This window comes from Flavobacterium sp. ASV13, assembly GCF_000745775.1.
In the GTDB taxonomy this organism is placed as follows: Bacteria; Bacteroidota; Bacteroidia; order Flavobacteriales; family Flavobacteriaceae; genus Flavobacterium.
In genome coordinates, this window is the sequence record NZ_JQJY01000002.1 from 534,114 (window position 1) to 553,603 (window position 19,490).

Genomic DNA, 19,490 nt, shown 5'->3' on the forward strand with positions numbered 1-19,490 from the left:
ACTATGAACGTTTCTCTTATATTAATTATTCTTTTAGTTGGTGCATTTGTCACTTATTTTGTTGGTGACAAACTCGCTTCAAAAGTAGCTTTGTTCTTTAGTTTGGCGGCTTTGGGCTGTTCGGTTGTATTGTTGAATCATTTTTCAGCTGGTGAAAATATCAGTTTGATTAATGCGTGGATTACACAACCTAAAATTTCATTTGCTTTAAACGCTGATGGATTAGCACTTGCAATGCTTTTATTGACTACAGCTTTGACTCCAATTATTATATTCTCTTCTTTTGGAAACGAATATAAAAATGCTAAAGCTTTTTACGCACTAATCTTATTTATGGCATTTGCAATGACAGGAACATTCCTTGCTGCAGATGGTCTTTTATATTATATTTTCTGGGAATTAGCACTTATTCCAATCTACTTTATTGCTTTGATTTGGGGTAACGGAGATGCTGAAGAGAGAAGAAAAGCAGTGGTTAAATTCTTTATTTATACACTTGCAGGCTCTTTATTCATGTTAACTGCTTTTATTTATTTATACACAAAAGCACACAGTTTCTTAATCGAAGATTTATACAAATTAAATCTGTCTGCTGATGAGCAGCTTTGGATTTTCCTTGCTTTCTTCTTGGCTTACGCAATCAAAATTCCAATTATTCCTTTTCATACATGGCAGGCTAATGTTTACCAAAAAGCACCAACTGTTGGAACAATGCTTTTATCTGGTATCATGTTAAAAATGGGATTGTACAGTGTTATTCGTTGGCAATTGCCAATTGCACCTCTTGCTGCGAAAGAATACATGAATATATTTATTGCTTTAGGAATTGCTGGCGTTATCTACGGTTCAATCGTAGCATTGAGACAAAAAGATTTAAAGAAACTATTAGCTTATTCTTCACTTGCTCACGTTGGATTAATCGCTGCAGGAACTTATACTTTAACAGTTGACGGTTTCCGTGGAGCAGTTTTACAAATGATCGCTCACGGTTTTGTTGTAGTTGGATTATTTTATGCTGCAGAAATTATCTATAGAAGATTTGAAACAAGAAATATTTCAGAATTGGGCGGAATTCGTACTCAATCTCCGAAATTCACTTCAATGTTTTTAATTTTGGTTTTAGCTTCTGTTGCTTTACCAACTACGTTTAATTTTGTTGGAGAATTTACAGTTTTGTATAGCCTTTCTCAAATTAATATCTGGTTCGCTCTTTTAGGCGGAACAACAATTATTTTAGGAGCTTATTATATGTTGAAAATGTTCCAAAATGTAATGTTAGGCGAAACAAATTCTAAAACTTTTGCAGATGTTTCTGTAAATGAAGGAATTTCTATGGTAGCAATTATTGCTGTATTGATTTTCTTCGGATTTTATCCAAAACCAATTACAGATTTGATCACACCAAGTTTAGAAACTATTTTAAACGTTATCAATAAAAATTAATATTTTAAATAAAAATAAATTAGGGCGTTTTAGATTTCCTAAATCAAAAAAACAAAAATGAATACATTAATAGCTATAACAGGATTGGGTATTTTTTGCCTATTGTTTGAAATTCTAAATTTTAGAAAAGCCATTGTTCCGTTTACCATTGTTGGTTTATTAGGAGTTTTGGCACTTAACTACTACGAATTTGGATCAACAGCAAGTTATTACAATAACATGATTGTGATGAGTAAATTCTCGACTGCATTTTCATCATTGTTTATTATTTTAACTATTTTCCTTGTAGCATTAAGCCATAATTTCTACGAAAATCATCAAACAAAAATCTCCGATTTTGTTGCAATAAAAGTATTTTTATTAGCGGGTGCAGTTGCTATGGTTTCTTTTGGAAATTTAGCAATGTTTTTTCTTGGAATCGAAATCTTGTCAATTGCATTATACATACTTGCAGCGAGTGATCGTTTGAACATAAAAAGTAATGAAGCTGGTATGAAATATTTCTTGATGGGATCTTTTGCATCTGGAATTATTTTATTTGGTATTTGCTTAATTTACGGAGCAATGGGAACTTTTGATGTTACAGAAATTTTCGAAAGCTCTTTATCTGCTGAATTGCCAATCTGGTTTCCAATCGGAATGATTTTAATGACTATTGGAATGTTTTTCAAAATTGCTGCAGTTCCATTCCATTTCTGGGCTCCGGATGTTTACGAAGGTTCACCAGCATTGACAACAGCATTAATGAGTACTTTAGCTAAAGTTGTGGCAGTTGCAACACTTTATAAATTAGTAGCTGGATTAAACTTAATTCCATCATTAGAAAATCAAGATCTTTTAGGAACATTTGAAAATATTGTCGTTATCATTTCTATTGCTTCAATGACAGTTGGTAATATTATGGCTCTTCGTCAGACAAATGTAAAACGTATGTTGGCATTCTCAGGGATTTCGCATGCAGGTTTTATGTTAATGACATTTTTAACTATTGCAACATCGGCAGGCGTTTTATTATATTATGCTGCGGCTTATGCATTAGCTGGAATTGCTGCATTTAGTGTTATTTTATATGTATGCAAAAATCAGGATAATGAAGATGTTACAAATTTTCATGGTTTAGGAAAAACGAATCCTTTATTGGCTGCAATCTTAACAGGTTCATTGTTATCAATGGCCGGAATTCCAATTTTTTCTGGATTTTTTGCTAAATTGTTCTTGTTCAGCCAAACCATCCAATCTGGTTATATTGCTTTAGTTATTGTGGCTGTTATCAACTCTATTATTAGTGTTGGCTATTATTTCAAATTAATCTTGGCAATGTATTCAAAAGAACCTAACGAAGAGCGTACTGGGAAACCATTCCTTATCTATGCAGTTGCAATTGTTTCAATTAGTTTGAACATTATTTTAGGTTTATTCCCTTCTTTGGTTTTAGATTTATTGAGCTAAAAAGCTTATTCAAAATATGTAAAGCCCATCAAAAGTATATTTGATGGGCTTTTATTTTATATCGAATTTTAGCAAGAAAAACTCGTGTTAAAAATTTAACGCAAATCTGCAGACTTAAAAAAAACTTCCTATATTTGATTTCACCTAAATGTATTTTAAACTATGGCTTTCAATTCAAAAAATCCATTTTTAAACAGCAAACGTTTTTCATCAAATGCTGTTTCTAGAGCTGAAGAAGTGCACGAAGCGCAAATTATTGATTATGATCAGGAAATGACCGTTTCAGGTACAATTAATAAAACAGCTATTTTATTTTTAATTCTATGTGGAGCAGCCATGGTAACCTGGTGGATGGCTTTTAATGGAATAAACATCATGCTTCCGGCAATGGGAGGAGCAATCGTTGGATTGATTTTAGTATTAATTTCTGCGTTCAAACCACAATATTCACCTTATTTGGCACCTGGTTATGCCTTATTTGAAGGTTTATTTATTGGAGGTATATCTGCAATTTTTGAAGCAATGTACCCTGGAATTGTAATTAATGCTGTTGCTGCTACGTTAGTAACGTTTTTAGTTTGTCTGGGTTTATATAAATTTGGAATCGTAAAAGTTACTGAAACATTCAAATCAGTAGTAGTTGCTGCTACATTAGCGATTGCAACTTATTATTTATTTTCTTGGTTAGCTTCTCTGATATTCAATTTCACTCCTGTTCATTACGGAAACGGAATGATGAGTATTGGAATTAGTGTTTTTGTAATTATTATTGCAGCTTTGAACTTATTCTTAGATTTCGATCAAATTGAAAAAGGTGCACAGCAAAGGATGCCAAAATATATGGAATGGTTTGGCGCTATGGGATTAGTAATAACATTAGTTTGGTTATATATTGAATTCCTAAGACTGTTATCTAAATTATCAAAAAAATAATTTTTCCTACTTCATAAAAAAAAAGCCTTTTTGAAATTCAAAAAGGCTTTTTTTTTATGCTTATTATCTAGCTTAAAAAAATCTCTCCTTCCTCTTTTCTTTCTCTTCCAAAAACTTCATTAAAAAATAGTCCTGTTGATTTTAATTTCTCTTTTTATACTTCTAAAATAAAAAAATCACATCCAAAACTATTTATTCAAAGCAGAATTTTAAATTAAGAACCAATAAAAAGTAATCTATTTCTTATTTTATTAGAATTGGCCTAAATTTTAATAAATCTGCAAAAATTTAGCGCATATTGAATTACTCTTCAATCTCTAAAAACAAAAAACGTAGTAAAAATAGGAGTTCACGAAAAACTTATTGATTATGTAATAAATTACAATTAATGCAATTTATTACATATTAACTAAATTATATTTTAATTTTTTAAGTAATATGTTTTTTATAAGCTAAATATTTATGAATATCAAAAATTTATATATTTTTGTGTAATCGATTACAATTAACCAATGTAAAAGATAATCAAAACCACAAATAACGATTACTAACTTTATTAACCTAAAGAATTATGAAAAAAAACCTACTTTTTATTTTCGTTTTACTTGCGAGCGCGCAAATCTGGGCGCAACAAGTTTCAATTACAGAAGCATCAGGCTGGCTTGAATCTGCTTTTGTAAAATGGCAGCCTGTAAGTAGCGCACAAACTTACAATGTCTATTATTCTGGAAATGGAATAACTGACCAAAAAATTGATGACCAGCTTATCAGAAGCTATGGAAGTTATTTTCGTGCTGACATTCCTGGATTAAAAGCTGGATCTTATACGATCAAAGTAAAACCAGTTATTTCTGGAACTGAAGGATCTGGATCTACAACAAGCGCATTAACAGTTGCGGCACAAGACCGAAACGGATTTGCATTTGAAAGCGGAAGAGTTCCTGGTGGCTACAAAGCTGATGGAACTCCAAAAGATAATGCCGTAATTCTATACATTACGCAGAATACAAAAAATACTATTTCGATGAATATAACTGGAGCAAGTGCAAACCCTTGCGTTGGTCTTCAGAATATTTTGTACGCCATTAAAAAAGGAAAAGATACTCGTCCTTTTATCATAAGATTAATTGGAAATATTACTGACATGACTGTAATGGAAGGTGGTGATGTCGTAATCGAAAACGCAAATAATGCGGCAAGTTATGTAACGATAGAAGGAATTGGAAACGATGCTGTTGCTAACGGCTGGGGCGTTCGCTTGAAGTCAGCTTCAAATATCGAAGTGAGCAATCTTGGATTTATGAACTGTAATAGTACAGCTGGCGATAATGTTGGAATGCAACAAGACAACGATCATATCTGGGTTCACAATTGCGATTTATTTTACGGAAATGCCGGAAGTGATGCGGATCAAATTAAAGGAGATGGTGCTTTGGACAACAAATCTTCGACTTATATCACTTTGTCGTACAATCACTTTTGGGACAACGGAAAAGCAAGTCTTTTAGGGCTAAGCGAAGGAACTACAACGGGTTTATATATTACTTATCATCATAATTGGTTTGATCATTCCGATTCTCGTCATCCAAGAGTTCGTTACTATTCAGCACATATCTACAATAATTATTATGATGGAAATGCCAAATATGGCGCTGGATCAACTATGGGGTCATCTCTTTTTGTAGAAGGTAATTATTTCCGCAATGCGAAACATCCAATGCTGACTTCATTGCAAGGAACTGATATTTGGGATGAAGCAAATCAAGTTAATAATGCCGGAACGATGGGAACATTTTCTGGTGAAGCCGGCGGATTTATTAAAGCTTTTAACAATACTTTTGATACTTCAAACGGAACAAACAACATGCGTTTTGTCGCTTATAATGATCCTAATCCGTTATATAATATTTCAGGAAAAATAAGTTCTACAACAGATTTTGACGCTTATGTAGCAACAACGAGAGACGAAACTGTAAGCAGTTCTATCAAATCAAAATCGGGCGCAAATTCGTATAATAACTTTGATACTGATGCTTCATTGTATGTTAAAAATCTAGTGATTGATCAACCTGCAACAGCAAAAACTAAAGTAACACAATACGCCGGACGTATTTCTGGAGGAGATTTAAAATGGACATTCGATAATAGTGTCGACGATACATCCTCTCTTGTTATTACAGCACTAAAATCAGCTTTGACAAACTACACTGGAACATTAGTTGCTGTACAAGGAGAAGGAAATCCTCCGGCGAGTTCGCAAACACTGACTTCGACAGGAAATCAAAATCAAACCGTTTCAAGCGGAACTGCAATTGCATCAATTGTATTTACTTGGGGTGGAGATGCTACTGATGCGACTGTAACAGGTTTGCCAGCATCAGGGCTTAGTTTTGCAAAAAATACAACTGCAAAAACAATTACGATTACGGGAACTCCAACCGCAACAGTTTCTTATTCTATCGCTACAAGTGGAACAGGAACTCCTGCAACTGCTTCAGGAACAATAACAGTTACAGCAGCCGGAGCTCAAACTTTGACTTCTCCAACAAACAACAATCAAACTGTTGCCAGCGGGACAGCGATAACTTCAATAGTGTTCACTTGGGGAGGAACTGCTACAGATGCGACAGTAACAGGTTTGCCGGCATCCGGAATTAGTTTTGTAAAAAACACAACTGCAAAAACAATTACAATTACAGGAACACCAACTGCAACTGTATCATACTCAATTGCAACAACAGGAACGGGAACACCTGCAACAGGTTCTGGAGCAATTACTGTTACTACCGGAACATCAAGCAGAGATGAAATTCATAATTTTACTACTTCTGGAAAAACAAGTTCTTTCTATACAATTACAGGAAATATGAACTCTACAGATGGTTCTGTGACATACAATGGACTAACCTTAACTAAACGTTTAAAAATTGAAACGAGTACGACTATAACTTATACAACAACAAGCGCTTCAACATTAACTTTAGTTTTTGATTCTAACTTTACCGGAACTATTAAAGTTGATAATGTTTCCTATACAGCATCTGCTGGAATTGTAACGGCTTCAATTGCCTCAGGTTCTCATACAATTACTAAAGGATCAGTTGCAAATCTTTTCTATATCAGCACAGTTTATACGAGCGGAAGTACTTTACGAATGACGAAAACTGCTGAAGTAGCAACAGAACCTGAAACGTCAAAAGTTGTTTTATATCCAAATCCAGTTTCTGATATGTTATATATTTCTAAATCAACTCAAACAGTAGAGCAAGTTTTGATTTATAATATGTCTGGAACATTAGTAAAAAGTGCAGAAAAAGACACCGAAAGCATAGATTTGAGTGCCTTGATTTCTGGAACTTATTTAGTAAAAGTTAATACTAACGATGGCACATTCAATCAGACAATTTTAAAAAAATAAAACTACATCCTTAACTTAACTAACTTAATTTTAAAGTAAAAGGCTTCCTAATTTGGAAGCCTTTTATATTTTAAAGTCTCAAATATATACTTTAAGAGTTTACCAACTAGCATGCGGAAGTGTTTCTACAATTGTATCTGGATTATCACTTGTAAATAACATTTGTCGTTTCAATTTAAACGCTCCTATTTGATGTTCACTAGGCACACTATCATGCAATGTATTAGTCACTTCATGATCATATTTTCCTGAAATTAGATCATATTCACTTGATAGCCAAGAACCTGCACCAGTATGAAAAGTCCCTATATTAATAAGAACGAATTTATCATTTATAAATTTATATGTAGCTTGTCTATTCCCAACAGGTCCTGATCCCTCAAGCAAAATATGCAATTTCCTTTCAGTATCTATAGAAATCTCACTGAGTATATAGTTATCCGGATACTCCGGACCTACTGCTTCCCATGAAAGTTCCTGCAATTTATATCCCCCTCCTTCTTGCTGCAAAAGAACTAAAGTTGCTCGTGAGTCTTCCCTGTTATCTCTATTCTGCAAAACAATTACAATGTCTTTAAGCTTGTCATCATTTAAAAATCCTTCTGCTTTCATTTTTATTTCACACGGTTCTAAAACAAAAGCCTCAACATTTTTTCCTGTTTTTGGAAATTGAAGTTCTTTTAAACTCACTACAAATCCCTCTCCTTCAGACTCTTCATATTCATCCTGAAAAGCGTTTTTATTCAACGTATCTTTAACTGATACTGTCGCTTTTACATCTGATTTTTTTATTACAACTCAGTATAGAAATTGTAATAAGTAACAAAAATATTTTTCGATTCATCTGATACAGGTTTTTCAATCAAAAATAAGTAAACTACTATAAATTCAACATAAAAAAACCGCCTATTTCAAATAAATGAAATAGGCGGTTTTCAATAAAATTATTTTAAATATTACAAATCAAATTTAATTCCTTGAGCTAATGGAAGATTTGTAGTATAATTAATTGTATTTGTCTGACGTCTCATATAAATTTTCCATGCATCAGATCCAGATTCACGTCCGCCTCCGGTTTCTTTTTCACCACCAAAAGCGCCTCCAATTTCAGCTCCAGACGTTCCGATATTTACGTTTGCAATTCCACAATCAGAACCTGTAACCGATAAAAATCTTTCAGCTTCACGTAAATTATTCGTCATAATTGCCGAAGACAATCCCTGAGCAACTCCATTCTGAATTTCGATAGCAATATCAACATCACCAGAATATTTTATCAAATACAAAACAGGAGCAAAAGTTTCGTGTTGCACAATTGCAAATGAATTTTCAGCTTCAGCAATTGCAGGTTTTACGTAACAACCACTTTCGTAACCATCACCAGAAAGTACTCCGCCTTCAACCAAAATTTTTCCACCTTCAGCAACAACTTTATTTAATGCAACAGCATATTGTTCAACAGCATGTGTGTCGATAAGCGGTCCAACGTGATTGTTTTCATCAAGCGGATTTCCAATTCGCAATTGCTTGTATGCCGCAACCAGCGCGTCTTTTACTTTATCATAAATACTTTCGTGAATAATCAATCTTCTAGTTGAAGTACATCTTTGCCCTGCCGTTCCAACTGCACCAAAAACAGCTCCAATAACTGTCATTTTAATATCAGCATCCGGAGTAACAATAATGGCATTATTTCCTCCTAATTCTAATAAAGATTTACCCAATCTTCCTGCAACTGCCTGAGCAACAATTTTACCCATTCTAGTAGAACCTGTCGCAGAAATTAATGGAATACGAGTATCTTTTGTCAACAATTCTCCTATTTGATAATCTCCATTTATTAAACAAGAAATTCCTTCTGGTAAATTATTTTCCTTAATCACCTGAGCAATTATATTTTGACAAGCGATACCACAAAGAGGTGTTTTTTCAGATGGTTTCCAAACGCATACATCACCAGAAATCCAAGCTAAAGCTGTATTCCAAGACCAAACCGCTACTGGAAAATTAAAGGCTGAAATAATTCCGACAACTCCCAACGGATGGTATTGTTCATACATTCGATGTCCTGGTCTTTCAGAATGCATCGTCAATCCATGCAATTGACGCGATAATCCAACGGCAAAATCACAGATATCGATCATTTCCTGAACTTCTCCATAACCTTCCTGCAGCGATTTTCCCATTTCATAAGAAACTAATTTACCCAAAGCTTCTTTGTTTTGACGCAATTTTTCTCCAAACTGACGCACAATTTCTCCACGTTGTGGCGCAGGAATTAATCTAAAAGTTTTAAAAGCCTCAGTCGCCGAACGCATTACTTTTTCATAATCTTCAATAGTTGAAGTTTTTACTGATGCAATTAATTTTCCATCTACAGGTGAAAAACTATCTAAAATTTCTCCTGATGAAAAGTTCTCTACTCCTGTTGAAGTTCCTTCATTAACTAGTTTGATTCCTAATTTTTCCAGCGCTTCATTCATGCCAAATTGTGATGCTATTGTTGTCATTGTAACTTTTTTAGTTAAAATTGTTATATTTTTAATGTAAAGATATTCTTTTAGAATTAATTTCAAATTGAAGTGTCTTCATAAATAAAAGTAAATTTAAGATTATTTAATAGTATTAACAGAAATGAAGCCTTATTTATTGGATTTATTTAGTGAAATTTGCATTACTCAAAACAACAATTATGACCATTTTCAGTAGGCTTTTACTTTGTTTGCTTTTAATTTCAACGAATGTTTTCTCTCAAAAAGAGAAACCTTCTTTTCAAGTAGTTCCTTTAGGAATAAAAGGCGGAATTGATGAAAAAAATCTTTCAGCATATTTAATAGCACCTTCCAACACAAAAGATTTTATTTGTCTGGATGCCGGAACTGTAAATGCCGGAATTGAAAAAGCAATTGAAAATAAAGTTTTTAAAGTTTCAACGAGTGAAGTTTTACGCAAATACATCAAAGGATATTTAATTTCTCATGCGCACTTAGATCATGTTTCTGGTTTAATTATCAACTCACCTGCCGATTCTTCAAAAACCGTTTATGCTACTGAAAAATGTATGGAAATGATGGAAAACCATTATTTTAACGACCAGACTTGGGCAAACTTTGGAGATAAAGGCGTGGGATTTCCACTAAAAAAATATCATTTTCAAACCTTGAATTTAGGTGAAGAAACTCCTATTTCAAATACAAAAATGACCGTAAAAGCTTTTCCTTTAAGTCATGTTAATCCGTTTGAAAGTACTGCATTTTTAATTAAGTCCGATGATTCTTATGCTTTATATTTAGGTGATACTGGCCCAGATTCTGTTGAGAAAAGTGATAAGTTAAAAAATCTATGGACTGCAGTTGCGCCTTTAGTTCAAAACAAAAAATTAAAAGGCATTTTTATTGAAGTTTCTTTCCCGAATGAACAGCCCGACAAGTTTTTATTCGGACACTTAACTCCAAATCACTTAATGACTGAGCTTCATGTCTTGGAAGATTTAGCTGGAAAAGGTTCTTTGAATAATTTCAAAATTATTATTACACATTTAAAGCCACCAACTAAAAATATTGCAAAACTTAAAGAACAATTAAAAAAACAAAATGATTTAAGTTTGAAGATTATCTATCCTGAACAAGGCAAAAGGTTTGAGTTATAGAAATTATTTTGTAAGTTATTTTTTATATTTTTACAAAATATTCTAAACTTTATAATGAGAATTGTTTGGTCAAAAAAAGCGAATTATACCTTTTATAATATTCAATATTATTTAGAACAACATTGGACTTCAGCGATATTACAAAAATTCATAAAAGACACTTTGCATATTATTATTTTACTTGAAAAGAATCCTGAATTGGGCAAATATAATACAGAACTAGAATGCCGGGAAATTGTCCTTTCAAAGCAGGTTAAATTATATTATGAAATAAACGAAAATGACATAATATTAATAGCTTTCTCAAATAATCGTCAAAAACCTATGAGTTTTTTCAATCTGCAAAATTTTTAGATAAGATTTTTACTTTTTAATTCTGCAAGCATTTCTTCATGAGTTATATAATCTCCATTTATATAATCAAGTTTCCCTTGTGCAATGTCCGCCTTTAATTGCAATTTAAAATTTTCTTCAGGAGAAAGAATTTTTGCGATCGAAAGCATTTCATCAGGAGTAAATGAATGTGCTTTCAATTTTCTATAAAACGTTGGACTCGAAATGCCAACTTTTTCAATAATATAGTTTCTCTTATAAGTTGATTTATCAATTAAACTCTCAATATTTTCTAATATATTTTTGTATGCGATAATTTCTTGTATCATAATTGAGTTGTTTTTGTATCAATAATGATACAAATATATAACATATATGTTATGAAAATTCTTATTCATCATAAAAAAAACCGACAGGTTTTTAAAATCTGTCGGGTTTATTATTTATGTTTTAATCAAAATTATTTCTTAGCTGTAAATCTCGGATCTGTTTCCATCACAGTTCCACATTTATCACAAGTTCTTAATTCTTCTGAATTGTAAAAATGCTCGAAATGAGGAAGAAAATCTTTTTCGATATTATGAAGTTCGAAATACACTTCATAAAGTTTATGATTGCAATTATCACAATGCCAAAGCAATCCATCTGTATAACCAAGTCCAGCGCGTTTTCTTTCAATCACCAAACCTATTGAACCTTCAGAACGAACTGGAGAATGTGGTACTTTAGCAGGATGAAGATACATATCTCCTGCGTTTAATTCCATTTCCTTACGTTCTCCATCTTCCTGAATTACCACTTTTATACTTCCTTCTAATTGGTAAAAAAGTTCTTCTGTTTCGTTGTAATGATAATCTTTTCGGGCATTTGGTCCGGCAACAATCATCACAATATAATCACCAGAATCAACATAAAGATTTTTGTTTCCAACTGGCGGTTTCAATAATTGTCGGTTTTCTTCAATCCATTTGGTAAGGTTGAAAGGTTTTGCTATAGCCATTTTTTAGAGTGCTTAATTTATGAAATGCTAAGTTAACGAATTTGTAGAGATGCACCGCAGTGCATCTTATAGGTTTTGATTATAGAAACGTAGACAAACTGCAGTGTGCCTCTACAATTTCTCTCGTATCAAATAAATATAAACCGGAAAATGATCACTAAAACCTACTTCGGTCAAGGAATTTCTTAACGGATATCCTTTGTATTTTCCAGAATTCTGAATTAAATACGGTCGATTGAAAATTCCAGCTTTCCAAAATTTAAAACTTGAAAAATCTGGCTGTATTATAGTTTGAGTCATTATAATTTGATCAAAAATATCCCAGGAATCTCTAAAAGCCAAAGTTCCCATTCCTTTTTCGGCCATTTCTTCAAATGGATTATAAACTCCGAATTCGGGAACTTCGATTTTCTTGGATTTTGCTCCCAAAGCCACTTTTAAACTTTTATTAAATGGTCCGTCGTTTAAATCGCCCATTGTTATAATTTTTGCCAATGGATTTATTTGTTGCAATGAATCGATAATTTTTCTGTTTAATTTTCCTGCGGCTTCCCGATACGGACTGCTTACTTTTTCTCCACCCGACCGCGAAGGCCAATGGTTAACAATAATATGAATTTCTTCATTTTCAAGAAAACCTGTTACCAAAAGCTGATCTCTTGTAAACACTCGATTTTTATCAACTTTGATTTCAACATCTCCTAAATCTTCATTTTTTTCTTCTTGAGGAACAGATTTATTTTTATAAATTAGTAAAGGAATATTCGAAAAAGAAGTCGGCCTGAAATATTTTTTCTGATACAAAAGCGCCACATCAATTCCGCGTTGATCGGGTGAATCAAAATGAATAATTCCATAATCTAGACCGATAATTTTTTCTTGTTTAATCAAATCTTCGAGAACACCTCTATTTTCAACTTCAGAACAACCAAGCAAAGTCGGTGCATTTAAATTTTCTGGAGTTCCAATTTCAGAAATTACTCTTGAAAGATTTTTTAATTTTTGCTCGTATTTTTCTTTTGTCCAATGCTGTGCACCTGCAGGCGTCCATTCATCATCATTTGTACTTGGATCGTTAATGGTATCAAACAGGTTTTCAAAATTGTAAAAAGCTACCGTATGAATATTGTACTTTTTGGGTTGAGCAAATAAGGAAGAAATCGAAAAAAATAATAAAAAGTAAAACTTGATAAACTGGCACATAAATTTCAATTAAATATTTAAAATCAAATTTAAAACAATTATTATTTTGTAAGAAATTTACTTGTTTTAAATTTGATTTATATCTTTGTTTCTCAATAAAATCTCTTGTACCTTGCTACAGAAATTAACATTCTCCCAAATGAAAAAAAAACTTGTTTTTTTGCTTTACTTCAGCATACTAACTACTTTTTACGGACAAAAAAACAGCGCTTTGGCAGAGAATATCAGAATAAACTATAAAATTCCAGAACTAGCATATGCTGTAATTTCTTCAGATTCTATATTTGAAATTCAAACTTTAGGATACCAACGAATCAATTCTTCTTATAAAGCAAAAATTGATGACAGATTTCGATTAGGATCTTTAACTAAAACTATTACAAGTTACATTGCAATGATTTTGGTAAAAGAAGGAAAAATAAAATTGGAGACTAAATTCTTTGATTTATATCCAGAGTTAAAAGCAAACAGCAATCCGGTTCTTTACAATGTTACATTGAAAGATTTTTTGACATTTAGAGCTCCAATTCCTACTTGGTCATATGGAAATGAAACTCCTACTCAAAAAGAAATAAAAGGCAATGATAAAAAACAGCGTTATGAATTTATTTCTTGGTTTTTTAAACAAAATCAAATTGTTTCTGAGAAGCAGGAAGCATATTGGTCAAATCCAAGTTATGTTGCTGCTGGCCTGATGCTTGAAAAAGCAAGTGGGAAAAGTTATGAAACATTAGTAAACGAATTGGGCAAAAATCTAAGTATCAATTTTGGTTTTGGACAGCCAAATCTAATTAACGAAAATGAGCCATGGGGACATGACGAAAATTTAAATCCTGAAAAGCCAGCATTAAATTATAAGTTAAACTGGCTTTCATCTGCAGGAAATATAAATTGTAGTTTACCAGATTATTGTAAATTTACTCAAATGCAATTGCAAGGTTTATTAGGAAAATCAAAAATTTTATCTGCTCAAGAATTTAATATGATACATAATGGTTTACCTGAGTTTTCGTTTGGATGGTCATCTGAAATAAATGAAAAATCCGGTTTAAAATATTCTTTTCATAATGGAAATCCAGGAACATTTTTAACTAAAGTTTATATTTGTCCAGCGATTAATAAAGCTTTTATAATCTTTGCAAATGTTCAGTCTGAAGAAGCAGATAAAGGATTAATGCTTCTGCTAGATGAATTACAAAAACAATATAAGGGCTGATTTTTAAGCCAAACTTTAAAATTTTAAGCAAAAGAAACCATGAACAACCCTTTTAATATCAAGAAACGTTTTTCCTTTTGTAAAATAGCATTTCTTACTTTTGCTTTACATACATTCACTTGTCAATCTCAACAAATCATGATAACACCGCCTTATTTACAAAAAGGAGATACAGTAGCTCTTTTGGCAACAGCCAGAAAAAACATCGATGACAATTTAAAACCAACGATTGATTTATTACACAGTTGGGGATTAGAAGCTGTTGTGGGAAGCACAATTGGTCTTGATTATCATCAATTGGCTGGAACAGACGAGCAGCGCGCAGCCGATTTTCAAAAGCAATTAGACAATCCAAACATCAAAGCAATTTGGTGTGTTCGTGGCGGATATGGAACTGTTCGAATGCTTGATTTATTAGATTTTGCCAAATTCAAACAACATCCAAAATGGGTTATTGGATTTAGTGATGTTACCGTTTTGCACAATCATTTGAATACAATGGGCTTTAAATCGCTTCATGCAATAATGCCCGTTACGGTTCCGCGTGCAACACCAGAGGCTGTCAGTTCTTTAAAAGCAAGTTTATTTGGAGAACCTGTTTCTTATTCAGTTGCTCCAGATCCGATGAATCGTTTTGGAAAAGTAACAGGAGAATTAGTTGGTGGAAATTTATCTATTTTATATAGTTTATTAGGTTCTCCTTCAGCTATTGACTGTAGAGATAAAATATTATTCATCGAAGATTTAGATGAATACCTTTATCATATTGATCGTATGATGATGAATTTGAGACGAAACGGCTGTATCGAGAATCTTAAAGGAATCGTTATTGGAGGAATGACAAAAATGAAAGATAATGAAGTTCCTTGGGGCAAAAATGCTCTCGAAATTATTGACGATGTAACCAAAAAATACAATATTCCTGTAATTTTCAACTTCCCGGCAGGTCACATTAGAGACAATAGAACTCTGATTATGGGAAATACAGTTACAATAGATGTGAATCCTTCTGGAAGTACCTTAAGTTTCCAAAAATAATATCGAATTAATTCCTTTTAGGAAAACTCAAAATACCACATAAAATCTCGTAATCCCGATAGCTATCGGGAGCAAAGTCGCAAAGTGTTTCTAACCTTTGCGACTTTGTGTTTTTATATGCAAAAAAACTTCAAACCTGAAACTTTAAACTTTAAACAAAAACAATGGCAGAACACAATGAACTAGGAAAACTCGGAGAAGATCTTGCTGTCTCTTATCTCGAAGAAAATGGTTATGAAATTTTAGAAAGAAACTTTATTATTCAAAAAGCCGAAATTGATATTATTGCCCAAAAAGATTCCATTTTGGCCATTGTTGAAGTTAAGACAAGATCGAGTTTGGATTTTGGTTCTCCGCAGGATTTTGTCAAGCAAAAAAAAATTCAGCTGCTCATAAAAGCAGTAAATGCCTACATAAACGATAGGGAAATGGATTTTAATGATGATTTAAATATTCGTTTTGACATAATTGCAGTCCATAAAACCGAGGAAACATTTGCAATTGAGCATCTTACTGACGCTTTTTATCATTTTTAACATATTTTTTTATTGTTATAATTGTAACAATTTGTTTTTTTATTTATCTTTGTCAAGATTTATAACATCAAATTAACTAAACCAACACAATTAAGTTACAAAAAAAAAGAAAAAAAATTATGAAAACCGTTTCATCAATCGTCGAAAATTACATCAAAACAAAACCTTTTTTATTGAATGCATTATCGCTCGGAATTATCAATTTGACTTCCCTATCCCGAAACATTATGACGGAGCTGGAAAGTGAATTTGGAAAAGAGGTAAAACAAGGTGCTGTTGTAATGTCTCTTAAAAGACTGACTGAAGAATTAGATTTTAAATTAAACCACAAAATCAATAAAGTAATTAAGAATATCGGAGAAATTACAGTTCGTTCTGAACTTACAGATTACACTTTTGCTGCATCTGAAACTGTTTTGAACAAACAAGCCGATTTAATTTCTGATATTAATGCTTTATCTGATATTTTTTATACCTCATCTCGTGGTGTAAATGAAACTAATATTGTTGTGAGCAGTAGTGTTAATCACTTAGTTGAAAAACACTTTATGAGAGAAAAACTAATTCAGAAATTAGACAATTTAGCTTCAATTACAGTAAAACTTCCAAAAGAAAATATCGTAGTTCCTGGAATTTACTATTTCATTTTCCAGCGTTTGGCTTGGGAAGGAATTATTATCAACGAGGTAATTTCGACTTCAAATGAATTTACAATTTTAGTCGGCGAAGATCAGGTTGACGTTGCTTTCAAAGTAATAAAAGACCTGAAAAACTAAGTTTAATTTTAGAATTATTAATATTTCAATTTCTACAATCCTTTTGTCTTTTTTAACTAAAAGATGAAAGGATTTTTTTATTTATTTCAATTGAAAAATTAGCACTTTATCTTTCCAGCAATAAGAATATTCTCAAAAATAGAAATCCAGAATAGTTAATTTTTAATATTTCAGCCAAAAAGTTATCAACTTGATAAAAAGCATTTTAACCACGTATTTACTGAGATTTAAACAATCATGAAGTTGAAAAAACACAAATAAGTGTAATTTTTGACTTTTTAATGCGAATTATATTTTTATATATTTGCTAACCACTCAACACATTAGAGTATCGATTTTGATAGTATCGTAATATAATTAGATTTAAATACAAACTAATTAATTTAATGTTGGAAGCCAAAGATCATAACGACAAATTATTGATAAGCGAACTAAAAAATGGCAACGAAAAAGCATTTCGTTCCCTTTTTGATTTGTATTACCAGGATATTTATGGCTACAGCATAAGTCTTTTGAAATCAAAAGAGGCTGCCGAAGAAAATGTTCAGGATGTTTTTATGAAGGTATGGCAGCATCGGGAAAACCTAAATTTGGAGCAGTCTTTTAAAGCTTATATTTTTACAATTGCAAGAAATCAGGCTTTTAACACGCTGAACAAAGCTGCAAATGACAAGGTTTTAAAAGAAGCCGTTTTTTATGAAAGTCAAAAATCTCATGAATACGGCGATTATTCGATTCGCGAAGAAGATTGCAAAAAACTTCGCAAACAAGCTATAAAACAATTACCACCCAAGCGAAAGCAAATTTTTAAAATGTCCCGAAAGAAAGGCATGAGTTACGAAGAAATAAGTCAGGAACTCGGCATCTCTATAAATACTGTCAGGAACCAAATGAGCAAAGCACTGGAATCCATGCGAGTCTTTTTTCAGGTTCATGATGAAATTATCTAACCAAACCACATGTTAACCAATTAAATCACTTCTTTCGGAGTGATTTTTTTTTGTCTTCTTTTGAAAAAAAATATTTTCAAAAAAAACTAGTAAAATCAATACTTCACGCTGCTTTTAAACAAATTAAAAACTGCTTTAAATGTTAAAATTGAAAAAATTATAACGATTGAGTAGTACTCAACTTGATTTCGATTGTATTATATAAAATCCCGACCTAAAAACAATTCGTAATGAATTCAAATTCTGAAATAAAAAGTCTTTTACAAAAGTTTGTTTTGAACCAATGTACGCTCGAAGAAACAAACGAGGTAATTGCTTATTACAAAAAAAATCAGCTTACTGACGATTTTCCAACCGTAGAAGATATTCAAAATCTATTATCGGAAATGCCGAAAATGGATAAACAAACTGCCGACGATATTTTCATGAATATTTTATCTGCTTCAAAAGAGGAAGAAAAAGAGGAAACTGTAATTGAAATGCCGGCAAGAAAATCGAATTACAGAAAATACATTTCAATTGCAGCTTCAGTTGTTATTTTATTAGGAATTGGATTTTTCTACAAGCAAAATCTTTCAAATAAATCTGCCGAAAAACAATTTGATTTCAAAAGTACTGATATCGTTCTCCAATTAGAAAACGGCGATATTCAGATAATTTCTGAAAACAATTCTTCTCAGGTAAAAGATGCAAACGGAAATATTGTGGGAAACCAAACTGGCGACAAATTAGTTTATGAAAACAGTTCTGATCCTGAAAAATTGGTTTACAACACCATCAAAATTCCGTACGGAAAAAAATTCCGCCTTCAGTTATCTGATGGAACATTTGTTCATTTAAACTCAGGAACAACTTTAAAATATCCGATAAAATTTATCAATGGAGAAAACCGACAAGTGTTTCTTGACGGAGAAGCTTTTTTTGATGTTGCCAAAGACAAAGAACATCCTTTTATCGTAAATGCTGACAACCTGAATGTTCGTGTTTTAGGGACACATTTCAACGTTTCAAATTATCCTGAAGATGCTTTAACCGATGTTGTTTTAGTAGAAGGTTCTGTTGGAATGTACAACTCAAATGAAGAATTTGATGCATCAAAAAATACTATTCTGAAACCTGGTTTTAAAGGAAGTTTCAATAGAGAAAATGCTAGAATTTCAACTAAACCTGTTCTTACAGATATTTATACTTCATGGATAAATGGCGGTTTAACTTTCCGAAATATGACTTTCAAAAACATTATCACAAAACTGGAAAGACGCTATAATGTTACAATTGTAAACAAAAATGAAAAATTAGCCAACGAAAAATTCAATGCCAGCTTTAAGGAAGAATCTATTGAAAATGTTATGAGCTATTTCAATGATATTCATGGTATTAATTACACCATAAAAGACAATCAAATACTAATTAAATAACCACTTAAAACCAATTACAAACTATGAGGAACTAAATTACGGGAATAAAAAAATCGGAAAGAGCTGCGAACAATTTCCGATTAACTAAGTGATTGAATATAACGAATTAACTACAATCAATTAACAAA

Annotated in this window: 17 protein-coding genes; 12 read left to right on the forward strand and 5 right to left on the reverse strand. The window is 32.1% G+C overall.

Features of this window, described 5'->3' with window-relative positions; translation table 11 throughout:
• The first annotated feature begins 3 nt into the window (after positions 1 to 3).
• The 4 genes from GQ47_RS06085 to GQ47_RS06100 all read left to right on the forward strand — a co-directional run bounded on the left by GQ47_RS06085 (position 4) and on the right by GQ47_RS06100 (position 7,243).
• Complete coding sequence (locus GQ47_RS06085; RefSeq protein ID WP_035646244.1) at positions 4 to 1,443, forward strand: complex I subunit 4 family protein; 1,440 nt, start codon at positions 4 to 6, stop codon at positions 1,441 to 1,443.
• 57 nt (positions 1,444 to 1,500) lie between these two features.
• Positions 1,501 to 2,892, forward strand: coding sequence for an NADH-quinone oxidoreductase subunit N (locus GQ47_RS06090; RefSeq protein ID WP_035646248.1), 1,392 nt, complete (start codon positions 1,501 to 1,503; stop codon positions 2,890 to 2,892).
• A gap of 162 nt (positions 2,893 to 3,054) precedes the next feature.
• Positions 3,055 to 3,825: a Bax inhibitor-1/YccA family protein gene (locus tag GQ47_RS06095; RefSeq protein ID WP_035646250.1), complete on the forward strand. Its 771-nt coding sequence runs from the start codon at positions 3,055 to 3,057 to the stop codon at positions 3,823 to 3,825.
• Positions 3,826 to 4,396: 571 nt separating this feature from the next.
• Positions 4,397 to 7,243 carry a pectate lyase family protein gene (locus GQ47_RS06100; RefSeq protein ID WP_035646254.1) on the forward strand — a complete coding sequence of 949 codons (2,847 nt, stop codon included), beginning with the start codon at positions 4,397 to 4,399 and terminating at the stop codon, positions 7,241 to 7,243.
• A gap of 99 nt (positions 7,244 to 7,342) precedes the next feature.
• Here GQ47_RS06100 and GQ47_RS06105 read toward each other — a convergent pair whose 3' ends face one another.
• Both GQ47_RS06105 and GQ47_RS06110 read right to left on the reverse strand, forming a co-directional pair.
• Entirely contained in the window at positions 7,343 to 7,990 is a 648-nt protein-coding gene (locus GQ47_RS06105; RefSeq protein WP_035646256.1) for a hypothetical protein, read from the reverse strand.
• 209 nt (positions 7,991 to 8,199) lie between these two features.
• Positions 8,200 to 9,753, reverse strand: a complete 1,554-nt coding sequence (locus tag GQ47_RS06110) for an L-piperidine-6-carboxylate dehydrogenase (protein ID WP_035646862.1) — start codon at positions 9,751 to 9,753, stop codon at positions 8,200 to 8,202.
• 182 nt (positions 9,754 to 9,935) lie between these two features.
• Between GQ47_RS06110 and GQ47_RS06115 the strand changes: the two genes are divergently transcribed.
• Together GQ47_RS06115 and GQ47_RS06120 are read left to right on the forward strand one after the other, a co-directional pair.
• Positions 9,936 to 10,892 (forward strand): MBL fold metallo-hydrolase, encoded by a 957-nt coding sequence (locus GQ47_RS06115; protein ID WP_035646258.1) that lies wholly within the window; start codon positions 9,936 to 9,938, stop codon positions 10,890 to 10,892.
• 54 nt (positions 10,893 to 10,946) lie between these two features.
• Positions 10,947 to 11,246 (forward strand): type II toxin-antitoxin system RelE/ParE family toxin, encoded by a 300-nt coding sequence (locus tag GQ47_RS06120; protein ID WP_035646260.1) that lies wholly within the window; start codon positions 10,947 to 10,949, stop codon positions 11,244 to 11,246.
• On the opposite strand, the gene GQ47_RS06125 is transcribed toward GQ47_RS06120, so the two are convergent.
• The 3 genes from GQ47_RS06125 to GQ47_RS06135 all read right to left on the reverse strand — a co-directional run bounded on the left by GQ47_RS06125 (position 11,243) and on the right by GQ47_RS06135 (position 13,428).
• A complete protein-coding gene (locus tag GQ47_RS06125) occupies positions 11,243 to 11,554 on the reverse strand; it encodes a hypothetical protein (protein WP_035646263.1) in 312 nt (103 codons plus the stop codon). The two genes, GQ47_RS06120 and GQ47_RS06125, sit on opposite strands and share 4 nt — an antisense overlap.
• Before the next feature lie 131 nt (positions 11,555 to 11,685).
• Positions 11,686 to 12,225: a 3-hydroxyanthranilate 3,4-dioxygenase gene (locus tag GQ47_RS06130; RefSeq protein ID WP_035646266.1), complete on the reverse strand. Its 540-nt coding sequence runs from the start codon at positions 12,223 to 12,225 to the stop codon at positions 11,686 to 11,688.
• A gap of 111 nt (positions 12,226 to 12,336) precedes the next feature.
• The gene (locus GQ47_RS06135; protein WP_035646267.1) at positions 12,337 to 13,428 is read right to left on the reverse strand and encodes an endonuclease/exonuclease/phosphatase family protein; all 1,092 of its coding nucleotides are present in this window, start codon (positions 13,426 to 13,428) and stop codon (positions 12,337 to 12,339) included.
• 139 nt (positions 13,429 to 13,567) lie between these two features.
• Between GQ47_RS06135 and GQ47_RS06140 the strand changes: the two genes are divergently transcribed.
• The 6 genes from GQ47_RS06140 to GQ47_RS06165 all read left to right on the forward strand — a co-directional run bounded on the left by GQ47_RS06140 (position 13,568) and on the right by GQ47_RS06165 (position 19,362).
• Complete coding sequence (locus GQ47_RS06140) at positions 13,568 to 14,644, forward strand: serine hydrolase domain-containing protein (protein ID WP_051951385.1); 1,077 nt, start codon at positions 13,568 to 13,570, stop codon at positions 14,642 to 14,644.
• Between the two features lie 138 nt (positions 14,645 to 14,782).
• On the forward strand, positions 14,783 to 15,682 hold the full coding sequence (locus GQ47_RS06145; protein ID WP_035646270.1) for a S66 peptidase family protein: 900 nt from the start codon (positions 14,783 to 14,785) through the stop codon (positions 15,680 to 15,682).
• A 164-nt stretch (positions 15,683 to 15,846) separates the two neighbouring features.
• A complete protein-coding gene (locus tag GQ47_RS06150) occupies positions 15,847 to 16,218 on the forward strand; it encodes a YraN family protein (RefSeq protein WP_035646274.1) in 372 nt (123 codons plus the stop codon).
• Positions 16,219 to 16,337: 119 nt separating this feature from the next.
• The gene (locus GQ47_RS06155; RefSeq protein WP_008466087.1) at positions 16,338 to 16,994 is read left to right on the forward strand and encodes a hypothetical protein; all 657 of its coding nucleotides are present in this window, start codon (positions 16,338 to 16,340) and stop codon (positions 16,992 to 16,994) included.
• A gap of 386 nt (positions 16,995 to 17,380) precedes the next feature.
• Positions 17,381 to 17,944, forward strand: coding sequence for an RNA polymerase sigma factor (locus tag GQ47_RS06160; RefSeq protein ID WP_035646277.1), 564 nt, complete (start codon positions 17,381 to 17,383; stop codon positions 17,942 to 17,944).
• Between the two features lie 230 nt (positions 17,945 to 18,174).
• Positions 18,175 to 19,362, forward strand: a complete 1,188-nt coding sequence (locus GQ47_RS06165; RefSeq protein ID WP_035646280.1) for a FecR family protein — start codon at positions 18,175 to 18,177, stop codon at positions 19,360 to 19,362.
• Positions 19,363 to 19,490 lie beyond the last annotated feature (128 nt).